Origin of the sequence: Nafulsella turpanensis ZLM-10, from assembly GCF_000346615.1 — a bacterium.
Lineage (GTDB): Bacteria > Bacteroidota > Bacteroidia > Cytophagales > Cyclobacteriaceae > Nafulsella > Nafulsella turpanensis.
In genome coordinates, this window is sequence record NZ_ANNU01000019.1 from 44,989 (window position 1) to 63,000 (window position 18,012).

Consider the following 18,012-nt stretch of genomic DNA (forward strand, 5'->3'; position numbering starts at 1 on the left):
CATGAATAAGCAGTTTGCACAGGATGTGGAGCGTGGGTTATCGGGCAGCCCCAAAAGACTCTCGTCCAAGTATTTTTATGATGAGGCTGGTGATAAGCTGTTTCAGGCTATCATGAATTTGCCGGAGTATTACCTGAGTCGGTCTGAGTATGAAATTCTGGAAATGCACCGGGAGCAGTTGCTGAGGTGTTTTGCAGGTTCAGGCGAGGCGTTCAACCTGCTGGAGTTTGGGGCGGGCGATGGTTTTAAGACCAAAGTTTTACTGCGCTATTTTTCTGAGAAGCAGATCCCTTTCCGCTATGTGCCGGTTGATATTTCCGGCAATATTCTCAGGCAGCTGGCCGCCAGCCTGCAGGAAGAATTACCCGTACTTGAAGTGGAGCCGGTAGAAGATGATTATTTTCAGGCGCTTAAAAAGGTAAAGGAAACCACCGGACGAAGGAGTGTGGTGCTGTTTATGGGCTCCAATATCGGCAACTTTTCAGAAGAGGAAACCATCAGCTTTCTTGGAAAGCTTTATGAGAACTTAAACAAAGGTGACCTGCTGTTAACGGGTTTTGACCTTAAAAAAGATCCCGACCAGGTGCGGCTGGCTTATAATGATTCTGGAGGAATAACCCGCGCCTTTAACATGAATCTTCTGAAGCGAATAAACGAAGAGCTGGGAGGGGAGTTTAACCTGGAGAAGTTTAAGCACTACCCCATGTACAACCCTGTTACCGGAGAAGCCAGAAGCTTTTTAATGAGCCGCGAAAAACAGGAGGTGCGGATTAAAGAGCTAGGAAGGAGCTTTTCGTTTGAAGCATGGGAGCCTGTCCATGTAGAAATTTCGCGTAAGTATGATTTACCGTCGATAGAAGAGTATGCCCGGAGAAGTGGTTTTGCAGTAGTAAAGCACTTTTTTGACTGCAAGCATTACTTTGTGGATTCTCTTTGGGAGAAAAAGTAATTAATTTCTTCCGGCCATTGCGTAAATTAATTTTACTCGCTACTTTTGTGCCCTTACCAATCAATGCGCACGTGGTGAAATTGGTAGACACGCCATCTTGAGGGGGTGGTGCCTTAATTGGTGTGGTGGTTCGAATCCACTCGTGCGCACAGCAAAGCCTTGTTCTTTCGGACAGGGCTTTTTTTTGTACAAAAACAAAAAAAAGGATGCCTCGGTCAGAAGCTATCCTTTTGTTAGGCAGGAATCGTTCTTCTTTACTCCCAGCTTGGTGTTACCCCATCTTCCAGTAGTAATTCTCTTTCGCTGCCGCTGGTATTCATGATATAAATATCAGGTGAGCCAGTACCTTCATTTGAAGTATTGACAAAAACTACTTTGGCTCCATCCGGACTAAAACGGGGCATCAGGTCATTGGTGCCATCTTCCTTATTGCCGGAAAGGTCAGTTAGTTCGCCGTTTATGAGGTTGAGCAGGAAGATATGGCTGTCGAGCTGTCGGCCGTCTCCCGCCACTGATTCAAAGCCTGAAACATCTTTGGTAAATAAAATTTTGGTGCCATCGATAGAAAAAACCGGCCCTCCAAGCATGCCCGGTTCATTGCTGACAATTTGAACGGTGTCAGAGCCATCGGCATTCATCAGGTAAATTCTGGAGTCGTAAATGTTTGGCCCGATAGCAAGAGCGGCAATTTTGCCTCCGTTCTGGGCAGTCCAGTCCACGTCGCGCCAGTGGTAACCTGCCGGAGCCTGAGCTACAGGTCGGAGGTTGAAACCCGCGCGATTGATTTTGTACAGCATATCGTAATGCGAATACAGAAATTCCCCACCGTCGGGCGACCAGGTATAACCAAGGCCGTTATTGTGGTAACCTGCTACCGGTAGGGTGGTAACCTGGTATACCTCTTTTCCCTCCCTGCTCATGGTATAAATCTGGGTTTCTACATCGGCATTGGAGGTAAAGGCAATTAGGTCCTGCAGAGGGCTTTGTAGTGGTCGCCATTCCCTGCTTGGCAGACCGGTGAGTCGCTGGGTGCTGCCATCTGAAAGGTCGGCTGAAAATATCTCATAATTGGCTCCCATATTGCGTGAAAATAAAAAACGGTTATCTGGGAAAGAAACCGTTTTAAATGACCAGACCGGGCCGGGGGTGAGGTGGTCACTACTGTCTTTTGCAATAATCTGCCAGTAATAAGCTGTATTGTGCCTGAGGCCTTCGAGGGTATAGGTGGTGTCAAAAACATTTTCGGCAACCAGCCTTCCTTTTGTGGAGTCGGATTCGTACAGGAGGATATCATAGCGGAGGCTGTCGCCATCAGGATCAGTTGCGGGAAACCATTTGAGCTGAAGGTTAGTGCTTACATCAGCAGCTCCATTTTCCGGAGTAGCTCCTGCTGGTATGGCGGGGGCCGAATTCGCACTGCTGCCATCTGTAGGAGAGAGGACGCTGATTACCTGGGTAGTTTGCCCTTCCTTCACCATTACAGCAGGACTTTCTGTTTTGTAGTCGGCTTTCTTTATGTTAACCGTTACATTGCCGGTGGGTACACTGGGTAAGTAAAAAGTGCCATCGGCATCGGTTAATATGGCTTCAGTGGCCGGATTGGTGGTGATGCTTGCGCCCGCAACAGGCTCACCGGTAGCGGCGTAAGTTACCCTGCCTCTAATGCTGCCAAAGGTCTCCGGTTCTATGGTTTCCTCACAACTGGTAAAAATTAGTCCTGCTAACAGGAAAGTAAAAATGGCTAAATAGAAACGCGTAAATTTTGAGTGCATAAAGCGAATAGAAAATAGTAGAAATGCATTTTACGTTTGAACTACGAATATACTATATTTTATCGAGTCTCCTACATATTTAATGATTTCGATGGGGATTAATTTTAAAAATTATCAATTTAATCCCATTAAGGAGAGGGGGCTTTATCCAGGGGAGAGATTGGAGCATCCGGTTCCTTATCTCTGTTGAAGAGCGGGTACTCAGGTTGGTGTTGTTGTGGACCGTGTAATGGTGATGGTGCTGCTTTTTTTAAAGTGTAGTAGTCTGATGAAGCCTTCCTCCAGTGGTATCAGTTGTACAGTTGGGTTTAAAAGCTATTGCATTTTAAGTTTCCTATAGTGGAGAGGGAACAAAGTGGTGCGGAAATGGCTATAATATTAAGCAAAAACGGTCTGTGTACAAGATGTAAACAGACTGCTCATTTTTAAGGTGTGTCGAAATTAATAAAGCTGCTTGCCACGCATCAGCGCTGAAGAAAGTAAAACTTTAATCCTAAAGATGTTTCCCAGAAAGCATCGTTGTACCGGCCACCTCGATAGCCATCCAGCCTGTCGGTAAATAAATAGTGGTACCTGCCCATCAGGTTAATGCCCATATAGTCGGTGGTTAAATATTCAATTCCAAAACCTGCAGCAGCCTTGCCTGTAATATTGGTTTTGAAATCGGCTGAACTCCTGGTGTTGCTGGTGGCGATAGAGCCAATGGAGGCTGTAAACACCGGCGTAAAGTGGCTGGTCGGGTAAAGTTTATAAGTAGTGTAGAGGTCGGCCATTAAAAGGGAGGTAGAGAAGGCCTTTTCTGTTGCCAGTTCTCCCACGGCAAGCCGAAGTCCATGCTCCCAGTAAGGGCTACCGTGGTAAGCTGCCTGCAGGCTCAGTCCCGGGCGTATCAGAGGGTTCGCATAGTCTCCGCTATAGAGAAAGGCACTGGCGGCTGCGCCGATGCTGATCTTGCCGCGTCTTTCTTTATGGTGTTGAAAGAAGACATCTGTATCTTTACTGAGTCTTTTTTCTTCAAGGTATTCAGCCACAGCGGGGCTTTCCATGAAATTTTCGCTCTCCGCTTCCCAGAGACCGTCGACGAGGCCTTCGATAATAAGGCTTTGTACGGCTTTTTCAATAGCATCCTTTACGGCAATTTCAGTAGGCTCATTGTAGGTTATACCGGTTTCTGCCTCCAGCAGGCGTTTAAACTTTACAAACTGGAATACGCCTACATCGACTGTCTGCGACAGGATGGTTTTGGTAGTATAAACAGTTTTCAGGATCCGGCCATTGCTGGTCGAAACAGCACGTAGGTATACAGTTACCCTGTCTTCGCGGTACTGGCCTGAGGCGCCTGTCCCAAAATACCGCAGGCCTGCTCCGCCGGTAATTACGTTTACATCATATGAAATAATGCCTCCTTCCAGAATAACGCCGGCAAAAAGCAGGGGGGGGAGTAGGTCCTGTTGCTGATTTCCCTCCAGGTATTCAGCCCGGCTGGAGCGGATAATCTTTCTTTCATTTAATAGGTTACCTAAATTCTCGCGTTCCAGCGGAACAAACCAGTTAGATTCTTCCAGGGCACGAAGAAGAATGGAGGTGGCACCCTGGGTAACGGCTGTAGACCAGCTGGCGCCTACCTCAGAAGGCTTATACTGGCCTGTTTGGTCCCTGAACTTATATACAGAGGCTACTATTGGTTCTTTGGGAGCCGGCAATTCTTCAAAGGACCTGAATGCAGGTGTTTCAACACCCAGTCGGGCAGCTTGGTGAGTAAAAGGCTGATGGAGGAAAGGGGCGCAGCTGCTCATGAGTAAGGCCATGAGGCAGCCAAACCTTAGTTGTTTTAGCATGTTGGTGAGAGAATTAGAAGTACGGGATAATGACAGAGGTTGAATTTCCGGTTGAACTATCGTATATGTTAATGTTTACGCCTCCGTCGTCAGAGCCTATGTCAATCTGGTAGCTGCCAAGGTTGTACTGCCCGTCCTCGAGCCCCTCTTCCCCAAACTGAGAGTCAATAATCCTCCGCGAAAGCTGGTTGAGAATCTGGCGGTTCAGGTTATCCTGAAAATCCTGAAGCGGATCGCGCCCCCTGCCATTGAGCTGATTGGGATCTTCGAGGGTATTTTGTGCCTGGGCAGAGCTTAACATCCAGCTATAGTTTAAGTAACTTCCGCCAAAGGCAGGATTTTTAGGTTGATATGCAAAATCCTGGGCTTTTAATTCGCTGCCAGTAGCAGCAAACCCGAATAACAGGAGTGATAAAAAAAGCTTTTTCATTACTTGTCTTTTAAAAATTATAATCGCTGTTCTTCAATAAATTCCTGAGCCTGATAGGTCGTCGCCGGATAGCTGCTGCTGAATTTGCTCATAATTCTGCAGGTAACTGTAAATGCTGCGAACGGCCTGTTCTGCCTGGGCTTCTATGATGTCATACCGGGGCTGTAAGGGCATCTCAATAACCTGTCGGTCGTTTACTTCTACCGAAACAAGAGTTCCTAGACCCCTGGAAGGCTTTTCTTTAATTTCGATCGAAAAATTCCTGGCGTTAGGAGGTGCCTGCCAGTTGTTGTAGAATACCTGGTAAAAATCCCGGCCTGCTTTGGTAACGGTAGCATCTACAACAAGGCCGTCAATTTCCAGGTCGAGGGCCGATGAGTTCGAATTTTCTCCTTCTATATCCTCAAGTATCTTCTTTAAAAATTCCGGAACTTCCTGCTGAAGCGAGTCTTCTGCTTTTGAGCCGGAGGCTGCATTTTGCTGCTGTGCGCTGGCAGAAAGTGCCAGTAGACAGAAACAGAGCAAAGGTATAAGCCTCTTACTCATGAGGCAGACGCCAGGCGGGAGCTTCATGATTTATTATTTAGGTTTTGCATTAAAGATGGAAAAAATTTAAGGAAAGAAAAAATATCCCTCTGTTGTTTTTCTACCTTTTTGTTCCCTAACAATGAGACAGGCAGAGTGTTTAAGATAATTAACTTCCTTTAGAGCTGTTTTACAACTAATAAAATGGAAGGGTAAAGATAATACAAAATTTTGAAGAGCTTTTGGTGGAAAAGTTTTAAAGGCTCTCTATGGGGTCTGAATCATGAACGGTTTGAATGTATAAAGGTTCTAAAACAGAACTGTTCCAGTGGCACAGTTTGCCCGCTTGTTCTGCCTTTGCTCTTTCCGAAAGCTTATGCTGGTGGTTTGATTAGATGATTATATAAAGTACGATTATGCTGAAACGATTGAAAAAGTTAATTTTGTCTGGCTTGCTGCTTGGACTGGCATTTGGTTGTGAAGATCCGGAGAGCAGAGCTCCTGAACCGCACCTTGAGCTGGGGCAATGAATGACCTTCGTAGGGGCCGAGCCTGAAGAAACTTATGTAATTGTTGGCTATCGAGCCCTCCTGGAAGATAAAACCGAAAAGAAATGGAGAGATCAGGAGTATATTGTTTTTGTTTATACCAACGAACAAGGCGATGTAAAGGAGGCTGTTATTCATCGGAATGCTATTATTAAGGAATAAGCTGTAGCGCCTCATTTGGCTGCAGCTGCCATCCTGGAACTCATTTAATTTGAACAAAAAATATGGAATTAAACATTGATTTACTTTCCCGCATATGTAAAGCACCGGGAGCGCCCGGCTACGAAGGGCCTATTCGCCAGCTGGTGCTGGATGAGCTGGCTTCACTGGCCGATGAAGTAAAGGTTGATAATCTTGGAAATGTTATTGCTCTTAAAAAGGGACAGAATACACCTGAACATAAGAAGGTGATGGTAGCAGCCCACATGGATGAAATTGGGTTCATTGTAACCCATGTCGATGATGCCGGTTTTGTTCGTTTCCACACACTGGGAGGATTCGACCCGAAAACCTTAACTGCACAGCGCGTAATTGTACATGGAAAGCAGGACCTGGTGGGAGTGATGGGTTCCAAGCCTATCCATGTAATGTCGCAGGAAGAGCGGAATAAGCTGCCAAAGACTACTGATTATTTTATTGACCTGGGACTGCCGAAAGAAGAGGTGGAAAAATATATACGTGTAGGCGACCCTATTACCCGCGAGCGCGATTTGATAGAAGTTGGTGAATGTGTAAATGGTAAGTCCATTGATAACAGGGTTTCTGTTTTTGTTTTAATTGAAGCATTACGGGCACTTAAAAATCCTCCTTACGATGTATACGCTGTGTTTACAGTACAGGAAGAGGTGGGGATCCGCGGAGCCAACGTGGCAGCACACCAGATTGACCCTGATTTTGGTCTTGGCCTTGATACTACCATTGCCTTTGATGTGCCGGGTGCACCGGCGCATGAGAGGGTAACCCAGCTGGGCAAGGGGGCGGCCATTAAAATAATGGATGCTTCTACGATATGTGATCCCCGTATGGTAGATTTTCTGCAGACAACTGCTGAGAAGAGCAACATCAGCTGGCAGCCCGAAATTCTTACTGCCGGAGGTACCGATACGGCAGGTGTTCAGCGCATGGGAAAAAGAGGGGCTATTGCAGGGGCTATTTCCATTCCTACCCGCCATTTGCACCAGGTAATTGAAATGGCGCATAAAAAAGATATTGCCGATTGTATCGACCTGCTGCAGTCTGCTCTTCATACTTTCGATAAGTATAACTGGGCACACAGCTAGTCCCACAGGGTAACTTTTACAGGCTGTTTTACGAATAGAAGAGTAAGTTTAAATCTCACTTACTACTATGCGTAAAACAGCCTCCTTTTTTTACTACATTCTCTGCTTCTTACTCCTGTTTCCATGCCTGCTCTACTCGCAGGGCCTGCCTAATGATAGTGGCCTGTTCGGGGGTGTGGTGGTCGACCGGGCTACCAGCGAAATAATACCTCATGCAACGGTCAAAAATAAAACACAAAATGTAGATGTGCTGGCCGATAGTACAGGATTTTTTAGCATAGAGGCCCGGGAAGGCGATACGCTTATTTTTGAAGCCATGCTGTACCGCCCTTCCAGCTTTATAGTGCCGGAAGGATACAATGGAAGGCAGTTTGGTTTTATTGCTGGCCTGCAGCAGGATGCAGTGCTGCTGAAAGAAGTCGAGGTGGCAGGATTTCCCTCTCAGCAACAGTTTGAGCAGGCAATCCTCATGATTGATCCGGGAAATGTAGTGGAGAAAACGGTTGTGCTAAATGAAGAGCTGGAAGATATTACAGCCGATAAAACGAATATGCAGGGCTATATTCTGGAAGCTAATCGCGACTACATGATTTATGAAATTACAGGTAACCCTCAGCCTAATAATTTTCTTAATCCGGAGCGGTGGGCCAAGTTTATCAATGACTGGCAGGAGGGTGTATTTACCGAAGAAAGTATAGAGAAGCTGGAGGGTTTTCCTGTGTATGAAGAAGATGAGCAGGAGCCTGAGGAATTTTAATACGGCCGTTTTCGGCCTAACGGCCCACCCAAAAGCCGGCAGCGGCTAAAGCAATGCCGCCAAGCAGGCTACTCCCTGTATAGAGTAATGCTGTGCTGTATTGGCCCTGCTGGATCAGCTGAAGATTTTCAACCGAAAAAGTAGAGAAAGTGGTAAAGCTGCCACAAAAGCCTGTGGCTAAAATAAGGCGCCACTCTGCCGAATAAAGGCCCTGCTGGCTTAAGCTGGCCAATAGGAACCCAAGTAGCAAAGAGCCACACAGGTTAATAAACAGGGTAGGCCAGGGAGAATGGAAGGTGGTGTGCTGGGTCATTAGAAGGGAAATGGTCCAGCGGGCTATGCTTCCGGCAAACCCACCCAGCCCTACCATGAGCAGAGGTTTTATCATGCTTAATCTTTTGCGGTAAAACTACCGTTAAGAAAGCAGAAATAAAAATGGCTAACGGCCACTCTACTTATTCTCCTGGTAATCGAAATAGAAGTTTTCCTGTTCGTCGTAAGAAGGGGCATCCTTCATAAAGAGGAGCCAGAAAAGGAAGCGGCTAACATAAAATCCCCCTGTCAGGAGAAGGACCAGAATAAAAATTTGTACAGCTAACATAGGTTGAGAATTTAAATACAAGCTTAAACGGAGAGCGGCTTGTAGTGGTTACAAATATCGGAAAATATTACTTGCAAAATGCTAATATCATATTGAAATATTTTTCTGATGCCTGGGTTTTCTTTCTTCTGCTTTTCATTTATACACCCGGGTACAAAAAGAGTAACCTCATTCCTGGTGGAAGTATCCTTCTCTCCCTTTTGGTTGTTTGTATTCCTCTAAAGCTTTTTCTGCCTCATCCGGAAAGGTTTTTCTTTTTCTAATTACTTTAAGGTAGTTGGTTTTGGGGTAAACTGTTAAAGCTTTACTTTAAGTAAAGGAGCTTTAACAGTCTTATTCAGTCCTTCTGATTTCTTACATGAAAAATGCTTCTGGGTTTTTCTTCTCAAGGAGTGTGCCATACAAGAATTTAGTTGATAAACTTCTGGGGAAAAGACGACTAGGCATTTGTTCGTTCTCCGGCCATGGCTCCGCTTCTCTCGCAACGGGAAAATTTTTGTTCTTTTTCACCTTCTAATCTCCTTACATCATTTTTTCGGCAAGGGTTTAATCAGTATTTTTAAGAAAATAATTAAGCAATTCCATCATGAAGTACACTACTTTGCTTCTTTCTGCCACTGTAATTCTGAGCGTTTCGGAAGCAGGGGCACAAAGCAAAATGCCGGCCAGCGAGCCTTCATCCGCCAAAGAAATGCGGGCCTCCCGACAACAGAAAGAGGCTTTGCAACAAACTTCCTTACTGCAGGATTATCCAGTCCGGAGTATCGGCCCGGTCGTGCAGGGAGCCCGTATTACCGATCTGGCCATCCCAAAGGGCAACGGAAAAACCTATTATGTTGCCTATGCTTCCGGCGGGGTGTTTAAAACCAATAATGCCGGCACTACTTTCGAGCCTGTTTTTGATAAGCAGGGGGCTTTAACCATCGGCGATATGGCACTGGCCCCGTCGAATGAAGAGGTACTGTATGTAGGTACCGGCGAAAAGAACTCCAGCCGCAGCAGCTATGCAGGTTCGGGCGTATACAAAACTACTGATGGAGGCCGGCACTGGCAGCACCTGGGGCTGGATAATATTCAGCATACCAGCCGCATTTTAGTACATCCCGAAAACCCGGATATTGTATGGGTGGCAGGTATCGGCGGACTCTATTCTAATAATGAGGAGCGGGGCGTATTTAAAAGTACCGATGGTGGCCAGAGCTGGGTAAAGACTCTTTACATCAATGACAGCACAGGCATTATTGACCTGGAAATAGATAGTAAAAATCCGGAAGTGCTGTATGCCGCCGCCTGGGAGCGCAGCCGAAAGCCGTGGGATTTTAAAGGGAGCGGTACCCATTCCGGCATTTATAAAAGTACCGATGGTGGCGAAAGCTGGGAAAAATTAACAAATGGCCTTCCGGCCGGAAAGCATGTGGGGCGAATTGGTCTTAGTGTTGCCGATAGCCAGCCGAACACCATCTATGCGCTGATCGATAACCTGGAAGAAACGAAAGAAAAGAAGGAGGAAAAAACGGAAGGCTTAACCTTTGCCTCTTTTGCCGATATGAGTAAGGAAGAACTTCAGGGGCTCGGGGAGGAAGCATTGAATGAATTCCTGAAGGAAGAGGGCTTTCCGGAAAAATATACCGCCGCGAAGATAAAGGCCGATGTGGCAGCAGGAAAATATACTCCCCGCGATATTGCGGATTATAAAGGTGATGCCAATGCAGCACTTTTCGAAACCCAGGTGCCTGGTGCGGAGGTGTACCGCTCTACCGATAGCGGCAAAAGCTGGGAAAAGATGAATGAATACCCGCTGGAAGGTGTATACTATACCTACGGCTACTACTTTGGCGAAATTCGCACTTCACCTACCAACCCCGATAAAATATTTATACTGGGTGTACCACTGCTGAGCAGCGAAGATGGTGGAAAAACCTTTTACCGTGTCGATACCACCGGCCAGGTGCACGTAGACCACCAGGCGCTGTGGATAGATCCGCAGGACGATGAACACCTCATCCTGGGCAACGACGGCGGCTTATATACCAGCTACGATGGGGGTGCCACATGGAACCATCTTAATAATACAGCGGTAGGCCAGTTTTATACTGTTAATGTCGATATGGAGAAGCCCTACAATGTGTATGGCGGCCTGCAGGATAACGGAGTGTATATGGGTTCGAGTAAGTCTGTTCCGAATAAGACGGAGGACTGGGAGCACATCATGGGCGGCGATGGTATGTACGTGGCTGTGGACCCCCGACCCAATAAAGTGGTGTACACCGGCTACCAGTTCGGGAATTATTTCCGCCTCAACCTGGCAACCGATGAAATGGAGTATATCACTCCTCAGCACAACATTGGGGAGCCGAAGCTGCGTTTTAACTGGCGCACGCCTGTAATTCTAAGCCCCCACAACCCGGATATTGTGTATATGGGAGCGCAAAAGGTTTTCCGCAGCCTCAACCAGGGCGATAGCTGGGAGGCCATTAGCCCCGACCTGACCAAAGACCTGCCACAAGGCAATGTGCCCTTCAGTACCATTACCAGCCTGGATGAGTCTCCGCTGAAGTTTGGCTTACTGTATGCCGGAACCGATGACGGAAATGTGCAGGTAACAAGGAATGGTGGCGGTAGCTGGGAAAAAATAAATGGAAGCCTGCCGAAAGATTTATGGGTGAGCAGCATTCAGGCTTCGGCCCACGAAGAAGGAACGGTATACCTGGCCCTGAATGGCTATCGCTTCGATGACTTCAATACCTACATTTACCGTAGCGATGATTACGGCCAGAACTGGGAAGAAATTCAGGGGAACCTGCCCGATGAAGCGGTGAACGTCCTTATTGAAGATCCGGTAAATCCGTCGCTCCTGTATGCAGGGACTGACCATGGTGCCTATATCAGCATGAACAGGGGCGATAAATGGCACCCGATAACCGATCTACCTAATGTAGCGGTATACGATATGGTGGTGCATCCGCGGGAAAATGAGCTGGTTATAGGTACGCATGGGCGCAGTATTTACATTATGGATGTAAAACCCCTGCAGAAGTTAAGTAAAACGGCCGGAAATTCCCTGCTGGCTTTCGATGTCAAGGACCTTCGGTACTCGGAACGTTGGGGCGAGCGTCGCTACCCTTATCTCGAACCTGAAATCCCGGAAGTAACGCTCAGGTATTTTGGGCCAAAGACAGGAGCCGTGGCGGTTGAAGTATTGAACGAAGCTGGTCACCCTGTTTATGTGGGGGAGGGTTCGGCAGAAGAAGGTTTTAACTTCTGGAAATGGAACGTGCAGCAAAACCGCAATGGCGAAAAAGGAAGGAAGAACAAAAAGGTGGAGTCTGATTATCTGAATAAAGGAAAGTATACCATTCTTCTTAAAATGGATGGGCAGGAAGCCAAGAGCACCTTCGAAATTAAATAATTAAAAAATAAAAATAATAGAAAGCTGGCTGATGCAGAAGGAAGCTCTTCTACATCAGCCTTTTATTTGTATGGAAGAATTAGATTTAATCAGGCAGCAGTTTAGGAGGTCGCAGGAGTGGACGCTTAAGCTGGTAGAGGGGCTGGATGAGCAATACTGGAAGCAAACGCCTCCGGAAGTGAACAGCAACATTAACTGGCAGGTGGGGCACATTACTACCAGCCTTTACTTTCAGGCCCTGGTATGCATTGGCGGCTCTCGCGAAAAGGTGAAAAATGAAGTGCCCGTGCAGGAGTATATCAGTTTGTATAAAAGAGGAACAGGGGCTGCTGAAAGGCTGGGCGAAAAACCAGGCAAGGCTGAATTGCTGCAGGCCATGGCGACCATTTTTCAGGAAGTGGAAAGAGCCCTCACCGAAATGGAGCCGGGTGCGCTTAACGAACCCGTGGCAGTTTCTCATCCGCTGGCGAAAACGAAGCGAGAGGTACTCTCCTGGTGCTCGCATCACCAGATGTGGCACAATGGCATTATTTCGCTGCTCAGGCGCCTGCTTACCGGCCAGAGTATTTAACAGATTTGATACGGGAGGAAGAGTGTTTTTCTTGGCGTAACTGGTCTTACAGTTTCCAACATTCTAAAATGGAGATCGCCGGACGCCTGGGTGAACAAAAACACCTGCTTTAGCATTGTATAGGCAAAAGGTTCACCTTCCTGCCGGGATGGAGCCGCTGATGATTTTTTTCCAAACTAATTGTATTTCCACACTTGTTCCTTCAGGAAAGAATTTTTCAGCGCCCTGTAAACTATCCGGCGGACCTAGTCGGTTAATTATTAAATATTTTCTGCATGTCCAGATTTTTGTATATAAGCAGTTTGCTGATGATGCTGATAGCTACCGGCTGTCGGGTGCAGCAGGGTGAAATGTATACGGACTATTTTCCGCCGGCAGGAGCAGATAGTGCGGAATTTTACCAGGGCAGGCGGATACATGACTTTGTTGCCTCCCTGGCTCCTCATACCTTTAATGGTAGTCTTATAGTGGAAAAGGAAGAAGAGACGCTCCTCCGGGAGGGCTATGGCTATGCCAGCTGGATTGAGCAGGAAGCCTTTCGGCCCCAAACCATCAGCCATACAGGAAGCTTTGCCCAGCAGTTAACCGCAGCGGCTATTTTAAAGCTGGCCGCAAAAGAAAAGCTCGCTTTAACAGACCCGCTTTTGAAATTTTTTAAAGACCTGCCGGAAGAGAAAAGTGAAATCACCCTTGACCAGCTGCTAAGGCATACGGCCGGACTCCCTCAGGATATTGCAGCCGCGGAACGACAACTTACAAAAGAAGAATTTCTGGAAGCACTCTGGCAACAACCTTTAGTTGCTCCTGCAGGAGCGCAGTATCAATATTCAGAAGCAGGCTATCGCCTCCTGGCTGCTGTGGTTGAGAAGGTAAGCAGGAAATCTTATGAGTCGTATATCCAACAGGAGCTGCTAAAGCCGGCCGGCCTTAAAATGACCGGCTATGTGCTGCCCGATTTCGGGCAACAAAAGAAAGCAGGCGCCCTGGGCGATGTGCTAAGCGAGGAAGAGGCCCTTCCGGATTATAAGAAAATGGCTCCTGCGCTCTGGCATATCATGGGTAGTAGCGGTGTTCTTTCCACAGTAGAGGAAATGCACCTTTGGCAGAAGGAGCTCCTGGAGGGAAAGCTTTTGCCTGCGGACTTTCGCCAGCGGATATGGACCGCAAGAGAAGGCGTGCCGGAGGGAGCATCGGCCTACGGATGGGTGCTGGGGAAAAGTGCCGGAGGGAAACCAGTTCTACTGCACAATAGCGGTCAGGGAAGCTACGTCAGCCAGTTGTATGCCAACCCGGAGGAGGAAATCTTTATGAGTCTTCTAGCCAACAAATCCAATTACCAGGTAGAGCGCCTCTCAGGGCAGCTGGCCCGTTCCCTTATGGTGCCATCTTATAGTCCTACGCCAACTCCTGCAAGGGAACAAAAGTTTGTTCGCCTGCCGCATGGAGAGGAGGCAGCGCAGCTGAGGACTTTGGTGGAGTTTGCCCGGGAAGAGAAAGGAGTGGAGCCTGTCGAATTGATAAATCAAACTTATAGTCCGGCTTTTCAGCAATCTGTTCAGCAACAGCAGCATGTGCGGGCGCTGGGCAGCCTGCGCGCTTACCTGCAGGGGGCTTCTCTGGAAAAGGTAAACCGGGTAGGGCGGCTTTATTCGCTAATGCTCCATCAGCCAAAGGACGACGTCTGGTACCTGCTCAGGGTTGAAGTGGAGCCTCTTGCGCCTCATCTCATTAATTCCATTGAGCTGGAAGCAACCAACCCTTTATAGCTGATATAAATGAAAGGTGGCTGTACGAGTAGGTCGCTGATATTGCATTTGTGGAGTGAAGGCCTGCAAAGGCCAGAGGAGAGGCTGTAAGCAGATTGTGCTCTCACAACAGCTTGCTCTCGATCCAATCTTTCGTATATGCCTGAATTTCCGAAAAAAAGAGTTGAAAGTCCTGCTGAAAATCTTTGTAATGCGCTTGTAAATCCTCTGGGCCCGTCTCCAGGCCGGAGTTAAAACGGGTACGGCGGGCAATCCCGGCACAGGCCTGGCCAATACCATCTATAGTGCCATAATTTAATAACCAGTTATCCCGCTTCATATAAGGGAGCATAAAGAGGGCTTTTTCCGGCAGCCACCGCTGCTGAGCCTCCAGCAGAGCATATACCTCTGCGGCAAAGTCTGCCAGCGGCTGGGAGGAATACTGCTGGAAATCAGCAGCAAGCAGGTGGTCGTAAAACAGGTCTACCAGTACTGCACTGTAGTGATGATAGCGCGGGAAGAGCCTTTTCTTGCTTTTGAGTACCAGCGGATGCTCATCGGTATAGGTGTCAACGGCCCTGTGAAAGAGGATGCCTTTTTGTATCTCGGAAGGATATGATTGGTATTTTTTTCCCTTCACAAAATCGCCCAGAAAGTTGCCTAAGGTAAAGAGAGGGTGCTGTGTGCCGGAAAGGTAAAAATGGGCCAGGTAATTCATTCGTTATTGTGTTAAAGATAAGCTGTATAATAAAGAGCCTGCATATTTTCTTTCCTGCTGAAGAAACTGGTATAGCACCTGCTGCAGCTCTTTACATTTAAAGATGTTCAATTAAAAAGGTAAATTTAAGCTTTCTGTCGCACACCCACATTTTATGTATGCCTTTACTTCTTTGATTGTATAAATTTTATAAATAGAATGGGCATTCCTTTTGTTCGTGTAGAGCATCAGCCGTCTATCAACGAAATGTTAAACATTCGGTGGCTGGCCCTTATTTTTATCTTTGTGGTAACAACTACTTTTTATGCCGAAAGAAAATCAGACATATCCGGAGAACAGTCCAGAAGCAGAACTTCAGAAAACCCTTGCTTTGCTGAAGAGAGAAAAACAGGAAGACCTGAACCAGTACAGGCAAAAAATACTCAACAGTAGCCTGGATGAGCGAAGGCGCGACGGGCTTTGCTGGTATCCGGTAAATTTGCTGAAGCACTACCTGAGTACAGGCGAGAAATATGTGCTGGAGGTGGAGCGTACCAATCGTACCAGCGAATCGCATGTATTTGCGGCCGGTAAAGCTATTAGTTTTTTTGTAAATGCCGGGGGCAAAGTCGATGAGGCCACGGAAAGAGCCAGTGGCGTTATTAACTGGGTAAAGGGAAACCGAATGCGCTTTACCCTCAATGCAGAAGATTTGCCCGACTGGCTGGATGATGGCAAGCTCGGGATTGACCTGCTCTTCGACGAAGCCTCTTATAAAGCGATGGAAACCGCTATGCGGCAGGTAATGCAGGCAGGAGGTCGAAGCCGGCAACTGCGCGATATTATACTGGGTTATAAAACGCCTGCTTTTGAGCCGCAAAAGGTAAGGGAAAATGCAGCTTTAAATCCTGCCCAGCAGGAGGCACTGAGCAATGCTTTGGCCGCCCGCGATGTCGCAATTATTCACGGCCCTCCGGGTACGGGTAAAACAACCACCCTGGTGCAGGTGATTAAAGAAGTGCTGAAGGAAGAAAAGCAGGTACTGGTATGTGCTCCCAGTAATGCGGCGGTAGACCTGCTGTGCGATAAGCTGAGCGAAATAGGGCTGCAGACCCTTCGCATCGGGCATCCTGCCCGTGTTAATGAAGATATGCTCCCGTATACGCTCGATGCCCGTGCCGCTAACCATAGCAGCTATAAGGAGCTGAAGCAGATGCGCAAAAGGGCGGAGGAACTGCGGACAATGGCCATGAAGTACAAACGGAACTTTGGCCGAGCAGAGAGAGAGCAGCGAAAACTGTTGTTGCGGGAAGCCACCGTTTGCAAAGACCAGGCTGAGCAGCTGGAATACTACATCAGCTACGATATTTTTGACAAAACACAGGTGTTTGCCGCTACCCTCGTGGGTTCCAATGGCCACCCTATTCTGGCCGATATGAATTTCCGGACCGTATTTATCGACGAAGCGGCCCAGGCGCTGGAGCCTGCCAGCTGGATTCCCATTCTTAAGGCAGAGCGTGTCATTTTTGCCGGTGACCACCGCCAGTTGCCGCCGACCATCAAGAGTTTTGAGGCTGCACGTGAAGGGCTGGCGGAGACCCTGTTCGAGAAGAGCATTAGCCGTACAGAGGCGGCAGGAGTGCCGGCCGCTAAAATGCTGGAAGTGCAGTACCGTATGCATCAGACCATTATGAACTTTAGTAGCCGGCAGTTTTACGATGACAGGCTGAAAGCGCATGATTCGGTAAGAGAGGCCCTTTTGTTGCCGGATGAGCCGCCTCTGGAATTTATTGACACTGCCGGCAGTGGATTTACCGAACAGCAGGACCCGGAGAGCCGCAGTACCTTTAACCTCGAAGAAGCCAGAATGGTGATGAAGCACTTGGCTTACTTACTGGAGCGAATAAGTTTAACAGCCGTAGTGGAGCAGAAGCTGCAAATTGGTGTGATATCTCCTTACAAGGCCCAGGTAAAAGTACTGAATGAGCTGTTCGATGAGCGGGAAGAATGGAAGTCAATTAAAGAGCAGGTAGATATTAATACCGTGGATGCCTTCCAGGGGCAGGAACGCGATGTGATATACATTAGCCTGGCCCGCAGTAACGAAAATGGAGAAATTGGCTTTCTGGCCGATGTGCGGCGCATGAATGTGGCCATGACGAGGGCCCGCAAAAAGCTGGTCGTTTTTGGCGATTCGGCCACCTTAGGGAACAACCCTTTTTATAATCAGTTTCTTGATTATGTTCAGGAAATGAATGCCTACCGCAGTATTTTCGAATTAATATATGAATAAGCCAGTAATTACGGATGTTGTATTTAAAGAGGTGGAGCCAGAGCAGCTGAGAGATTTGGCTGCTATGCACCTGGAAATATGGCAGCAGGCATACAGGCACATTTTTACCTTAGAAGAGCTGGGTAAACTAAAGATAAAGGCATTTGAAGATGCCTGGCGATTGCGCACTGCCGATGGTGGAAGGCAGGTCAGGTGGATTATACTTGGTGAAAAGGAGGTGGGCTTTTTGTCATTTGTGCAGAATGCCGGGGATACGGAAATTACCCACTTTTATATTTTGCCTGCTTATTGGGGGAGTGGTACTGCGGAAGCTGCTTTTAAGCAGCTCCTGCTGTTGTTGCTTTCAGGCGGCATTAGAAAGATAGAGCTGTGGGTGCTGAATGAGAACCACCGGGCAAAGAACTTTTATGCAGACTGGAATTTTAAGCTGAACGGGAATAAGCGGAGCAGAGTTGAGCAGGGGCTTCAATTGGAGGAGTTCCAGATGGAGTTTGCTGTATAAACTCTCATTGGTTATGCGAACAACTTGCAGCGGTTCTATAACATTTCCAAGGAACTGAGAAATCAGAAAGGAGTTGGAGGTGGGAAGAATTTTAT

16 protein-coding genes and 1 tRNA gene are annotated in these 18,012 nt (G+C 47.5%); 10 read left to right on the forward strand and 7 right to left on the reverse strand.

The genetic code is table 11. The features are described 5' to 3' along the window. Position 1: 1 nt before the first annotated feature. Positions 2 to 949 carry an L-histidine N(alpha)-methyltransferase gene (gene egtD / locus F752_RS0108785; protein WP_017731357.1) on the forward strand — a complete coding sequence of 316 codons (948 nt, stop codon included), beginning with the start codon at positions 2 to 4 and terminating at the stop codon, positions 947 to 949. A 65-nt stretch (positions 950 to 1,014) separates the two neighbouring features. Next, positions 1,015 to 1,098 (forward strand) — tRNA-Leu (locus F752_RS0108790). A gap of 105 nt (positions 1,099 to 1,203) precedes the next feature. On the opposite strand, the gene F752_RS0108795 is transcribed toward F752_RS0108790, so the two are convergent. From F752_RS0108795 to F752_RS0108810, 4 genes are all read right to left on the reverse strand, one after another. Further along, positions 1,204 to 2,721: a carboxypeptidase regulatory-like domain-containing protein gene (locus F752_RS0108795; protein ID WP_017731358.1), complete on the reverse strand. Its 1,518-nt coding sequence runs from the start codon at positions 2,719 to 2,721 to the stop codon at positions 1,204 to 1,206. A 464-nt stretch (positions 2,722 to 3,185) separates the two neighbouring features. Then, entirely contained in the window at positions 3,186 to 4,559 is a 1,374-nt protein-coding gene (locus tag F752_RS0108800; protein ID WP_026135615.1) for a CsgG/HfaB family protein, read from the reverse strand. Between the two features lie 13 nt (positions 4,560 to 4,572). Continuing rightward, positions 4,573 to 4,989 (reverse strand): curli production assembly/transport component CsgF, encoded by a 417-nt coding sequence (locus F752_RS0108805; protein WP_017731360.1) that lies wholly within the window; start codon positions 4,987 to 4,989, stop codon positions 4,573 to 4,575. Between the two features lie 33 nt (positions 4,990 to 5,022). Next, complete coding sequence (locus tag F752_RS0108810) at positions 5,023 to 5,514, reverse strand: CsgE family curli-type amyloid fiber assembly protein (protein ID WP_160164099.1); 492 nt, start codon at positions 5,512 to 5,514, stop codon at positions 5,023 to 5,025. 530 nt (positions 5,515 to 6,044) lie between these two features. Here F752_RS0108810 and F752_RS0108815 point away from each other — a divergent pair. The 3 genes from F752_RS0108815 (at position 6,045) to F752_RS0108825 (ending at position 8,099) form a co-directional block, all read left to right on the forward strand. Next, complete coding sequence (locus F752_RS0108815) at positions 6,045 to 6,224, forward strand: hypothetical protein (protein ID WP_017731362.1); 180 nt, start codon at positions 6,045 to 6,047, stop codon at positions 6,222 to 6,224. Between the two features lie 62 nt (positions 6,225 to 6,286). Then, a complete protein-coding gene (locus F752_RS0108820) occupies positions 6,287 to 7,342 on the forward strand; it encodes a M42 family metallopeptidase (RefSeq protein ID WP_017731363.1) in 1,056 nt (351 codons plus the stop codon). Between the two features lie 67 nt (positions 7,343 to 7,409). Continuing rightward, positions 7,410 to 8,099, forward strand: a complete 690-nt coding sequence (locus F752_RS0108825) for a peptidase associated/transthyretin-like domain-containing protein (RefSeq protein ID WP_017731364.1) — start codon at positions 7,410 to 7,412, stop codon at positions 8,097 to 8,099. 16 nt (positions 8,100 to 8,115) lie between these two features. Here F752_RS0108825 and crcB read toward each other — a convergent pair whose 3' ends face one another. Together crcB and F752_RS26435 are read right to left on the reverse strand one after the other, a co-directional pair. Continuing rightward, on the reverse strand, positions 8,116 to 8,487 hold the full coding sequence (gene crcB / locus F752_RS0108830; protein ID WP_017731365.1) for a fluoride efflux transporter CrcB: 372 nt from the start codon (positions 8,485 to 8,487) through the stop codon (positions 8,116 to 8,118). Between the two features lie 63 nt (positions 8,488 to 8,550). Continuing rightward, positions 8,551 to 8,700 carry a hypothetical protein gene (locus tag F752_RS26435; RefSeq protein WP_017731366.1) on the reverse strand — a complete coding sequence of 50 codons (150 nt, stop codon included), beginning with the start codon at positions 8,698 to 8,700 and terminating at the stop codon, positions 8,551 to 8,553. A 586-nt stretch (positions 8,701 to 9,286) separates the two neighbouring features. Here F752_RS26435 and F752_RS0108845 point away from each other — a divergent pair. The 3 genes from F752_RS0108845 to F752_RS0108860 all read left to right on the forward strand — a co-directional run bounded on the left by F752_RS0108845 (position 9,287) and on the right by F752_RS0108860 (position 14,446). Continuing rightward, entirely contained in the window at positions 9,287 to 12,109 is a 2,823-nt protein-coding gene (locus F752_RS0108845) for a WD40/YVTN/BNR-like repeat-containing protein (RefSeq protein ID WP_017731368.1), read from the forward strand. Positions 12,110 to 12,179: 70 nt separating this feature from the next. After that, positions 12,180 to 12,680, forward strand: coding sequence for a DinB family protein (locus F752_RS0108850; protein ID WP_152425079.1), 501 nt, complete (start codon positions 12,180 to 12,182; stop codon positions 12,678 to 12,680). A 275-nt stretch (positions 12,681 to 12,955) separates the two neighbouring features. Further along, positions 12,956 to 14,446, forward strand: a complete 1,491-nt coding sequence (locus tag F752_RS0108860) for a serine hydrolase domain-containing protein (protein ID WP_081604538.1) — start codon at positions 12,956 to 12,958, stop codon at positions 14,444 to 14,446. Positions 14,447 to 14,549: 103 nt separating this feature from the next. On the opposite strand, the gene F752_RS0108865 is transcribed toward F752_RS0108860, so the two are convergent. Further along, the gene (locus F752_RS0108865) at positions 14,550 to 15,143 is read right to left on the reverse strand and encodes an acyl carrier protein phosphodiesterase (RefSeq protein WP_017731371.1); all 594 of its coding nucleotides are present in this window, start codon (positions 15,141 to 15,143) and stop codon (positions 14,550 to 14,552) included. A gap of 304 nt (positions 15,144 to 15,447) precedes the next feature. Here F752_RS0108865 and F752_RS0108875 point away from each other — a divergent pair, with 304 nt between their 5' ends. Both F752_RS0108875 and F752_RS0108880 read left to right on the forward strand, forming a co-directional pair. Further along, positions 15,448 to 17,415, forward strand: coding sequence for an AAA domain-containing protein (locus tag F752_RS0108875; protein WP_017731373.1), 1,968 nt, complete (start codon positions 15,448 to 15,450; stop codon positions 17,413 to 17,415). Then, positions 17,408 to 17,917 (forward strand): GNAT family N-acetyltransferase, encoded by a 510-nt coding sequence (locus F752_RS0108880; protein ID WP_017731374.1) that lies wholly within the window; start codon positions 17,408 to 17,410, stop codon positions 17,915 to 17,917. Before F752_RS0108875 ends, F752_RS0108880 begins: the two co-directional genes overlap by 8 nt. The last annotated feature ends 95 nt before the right edge of the window (positions 17,918 to 18,012 follow it).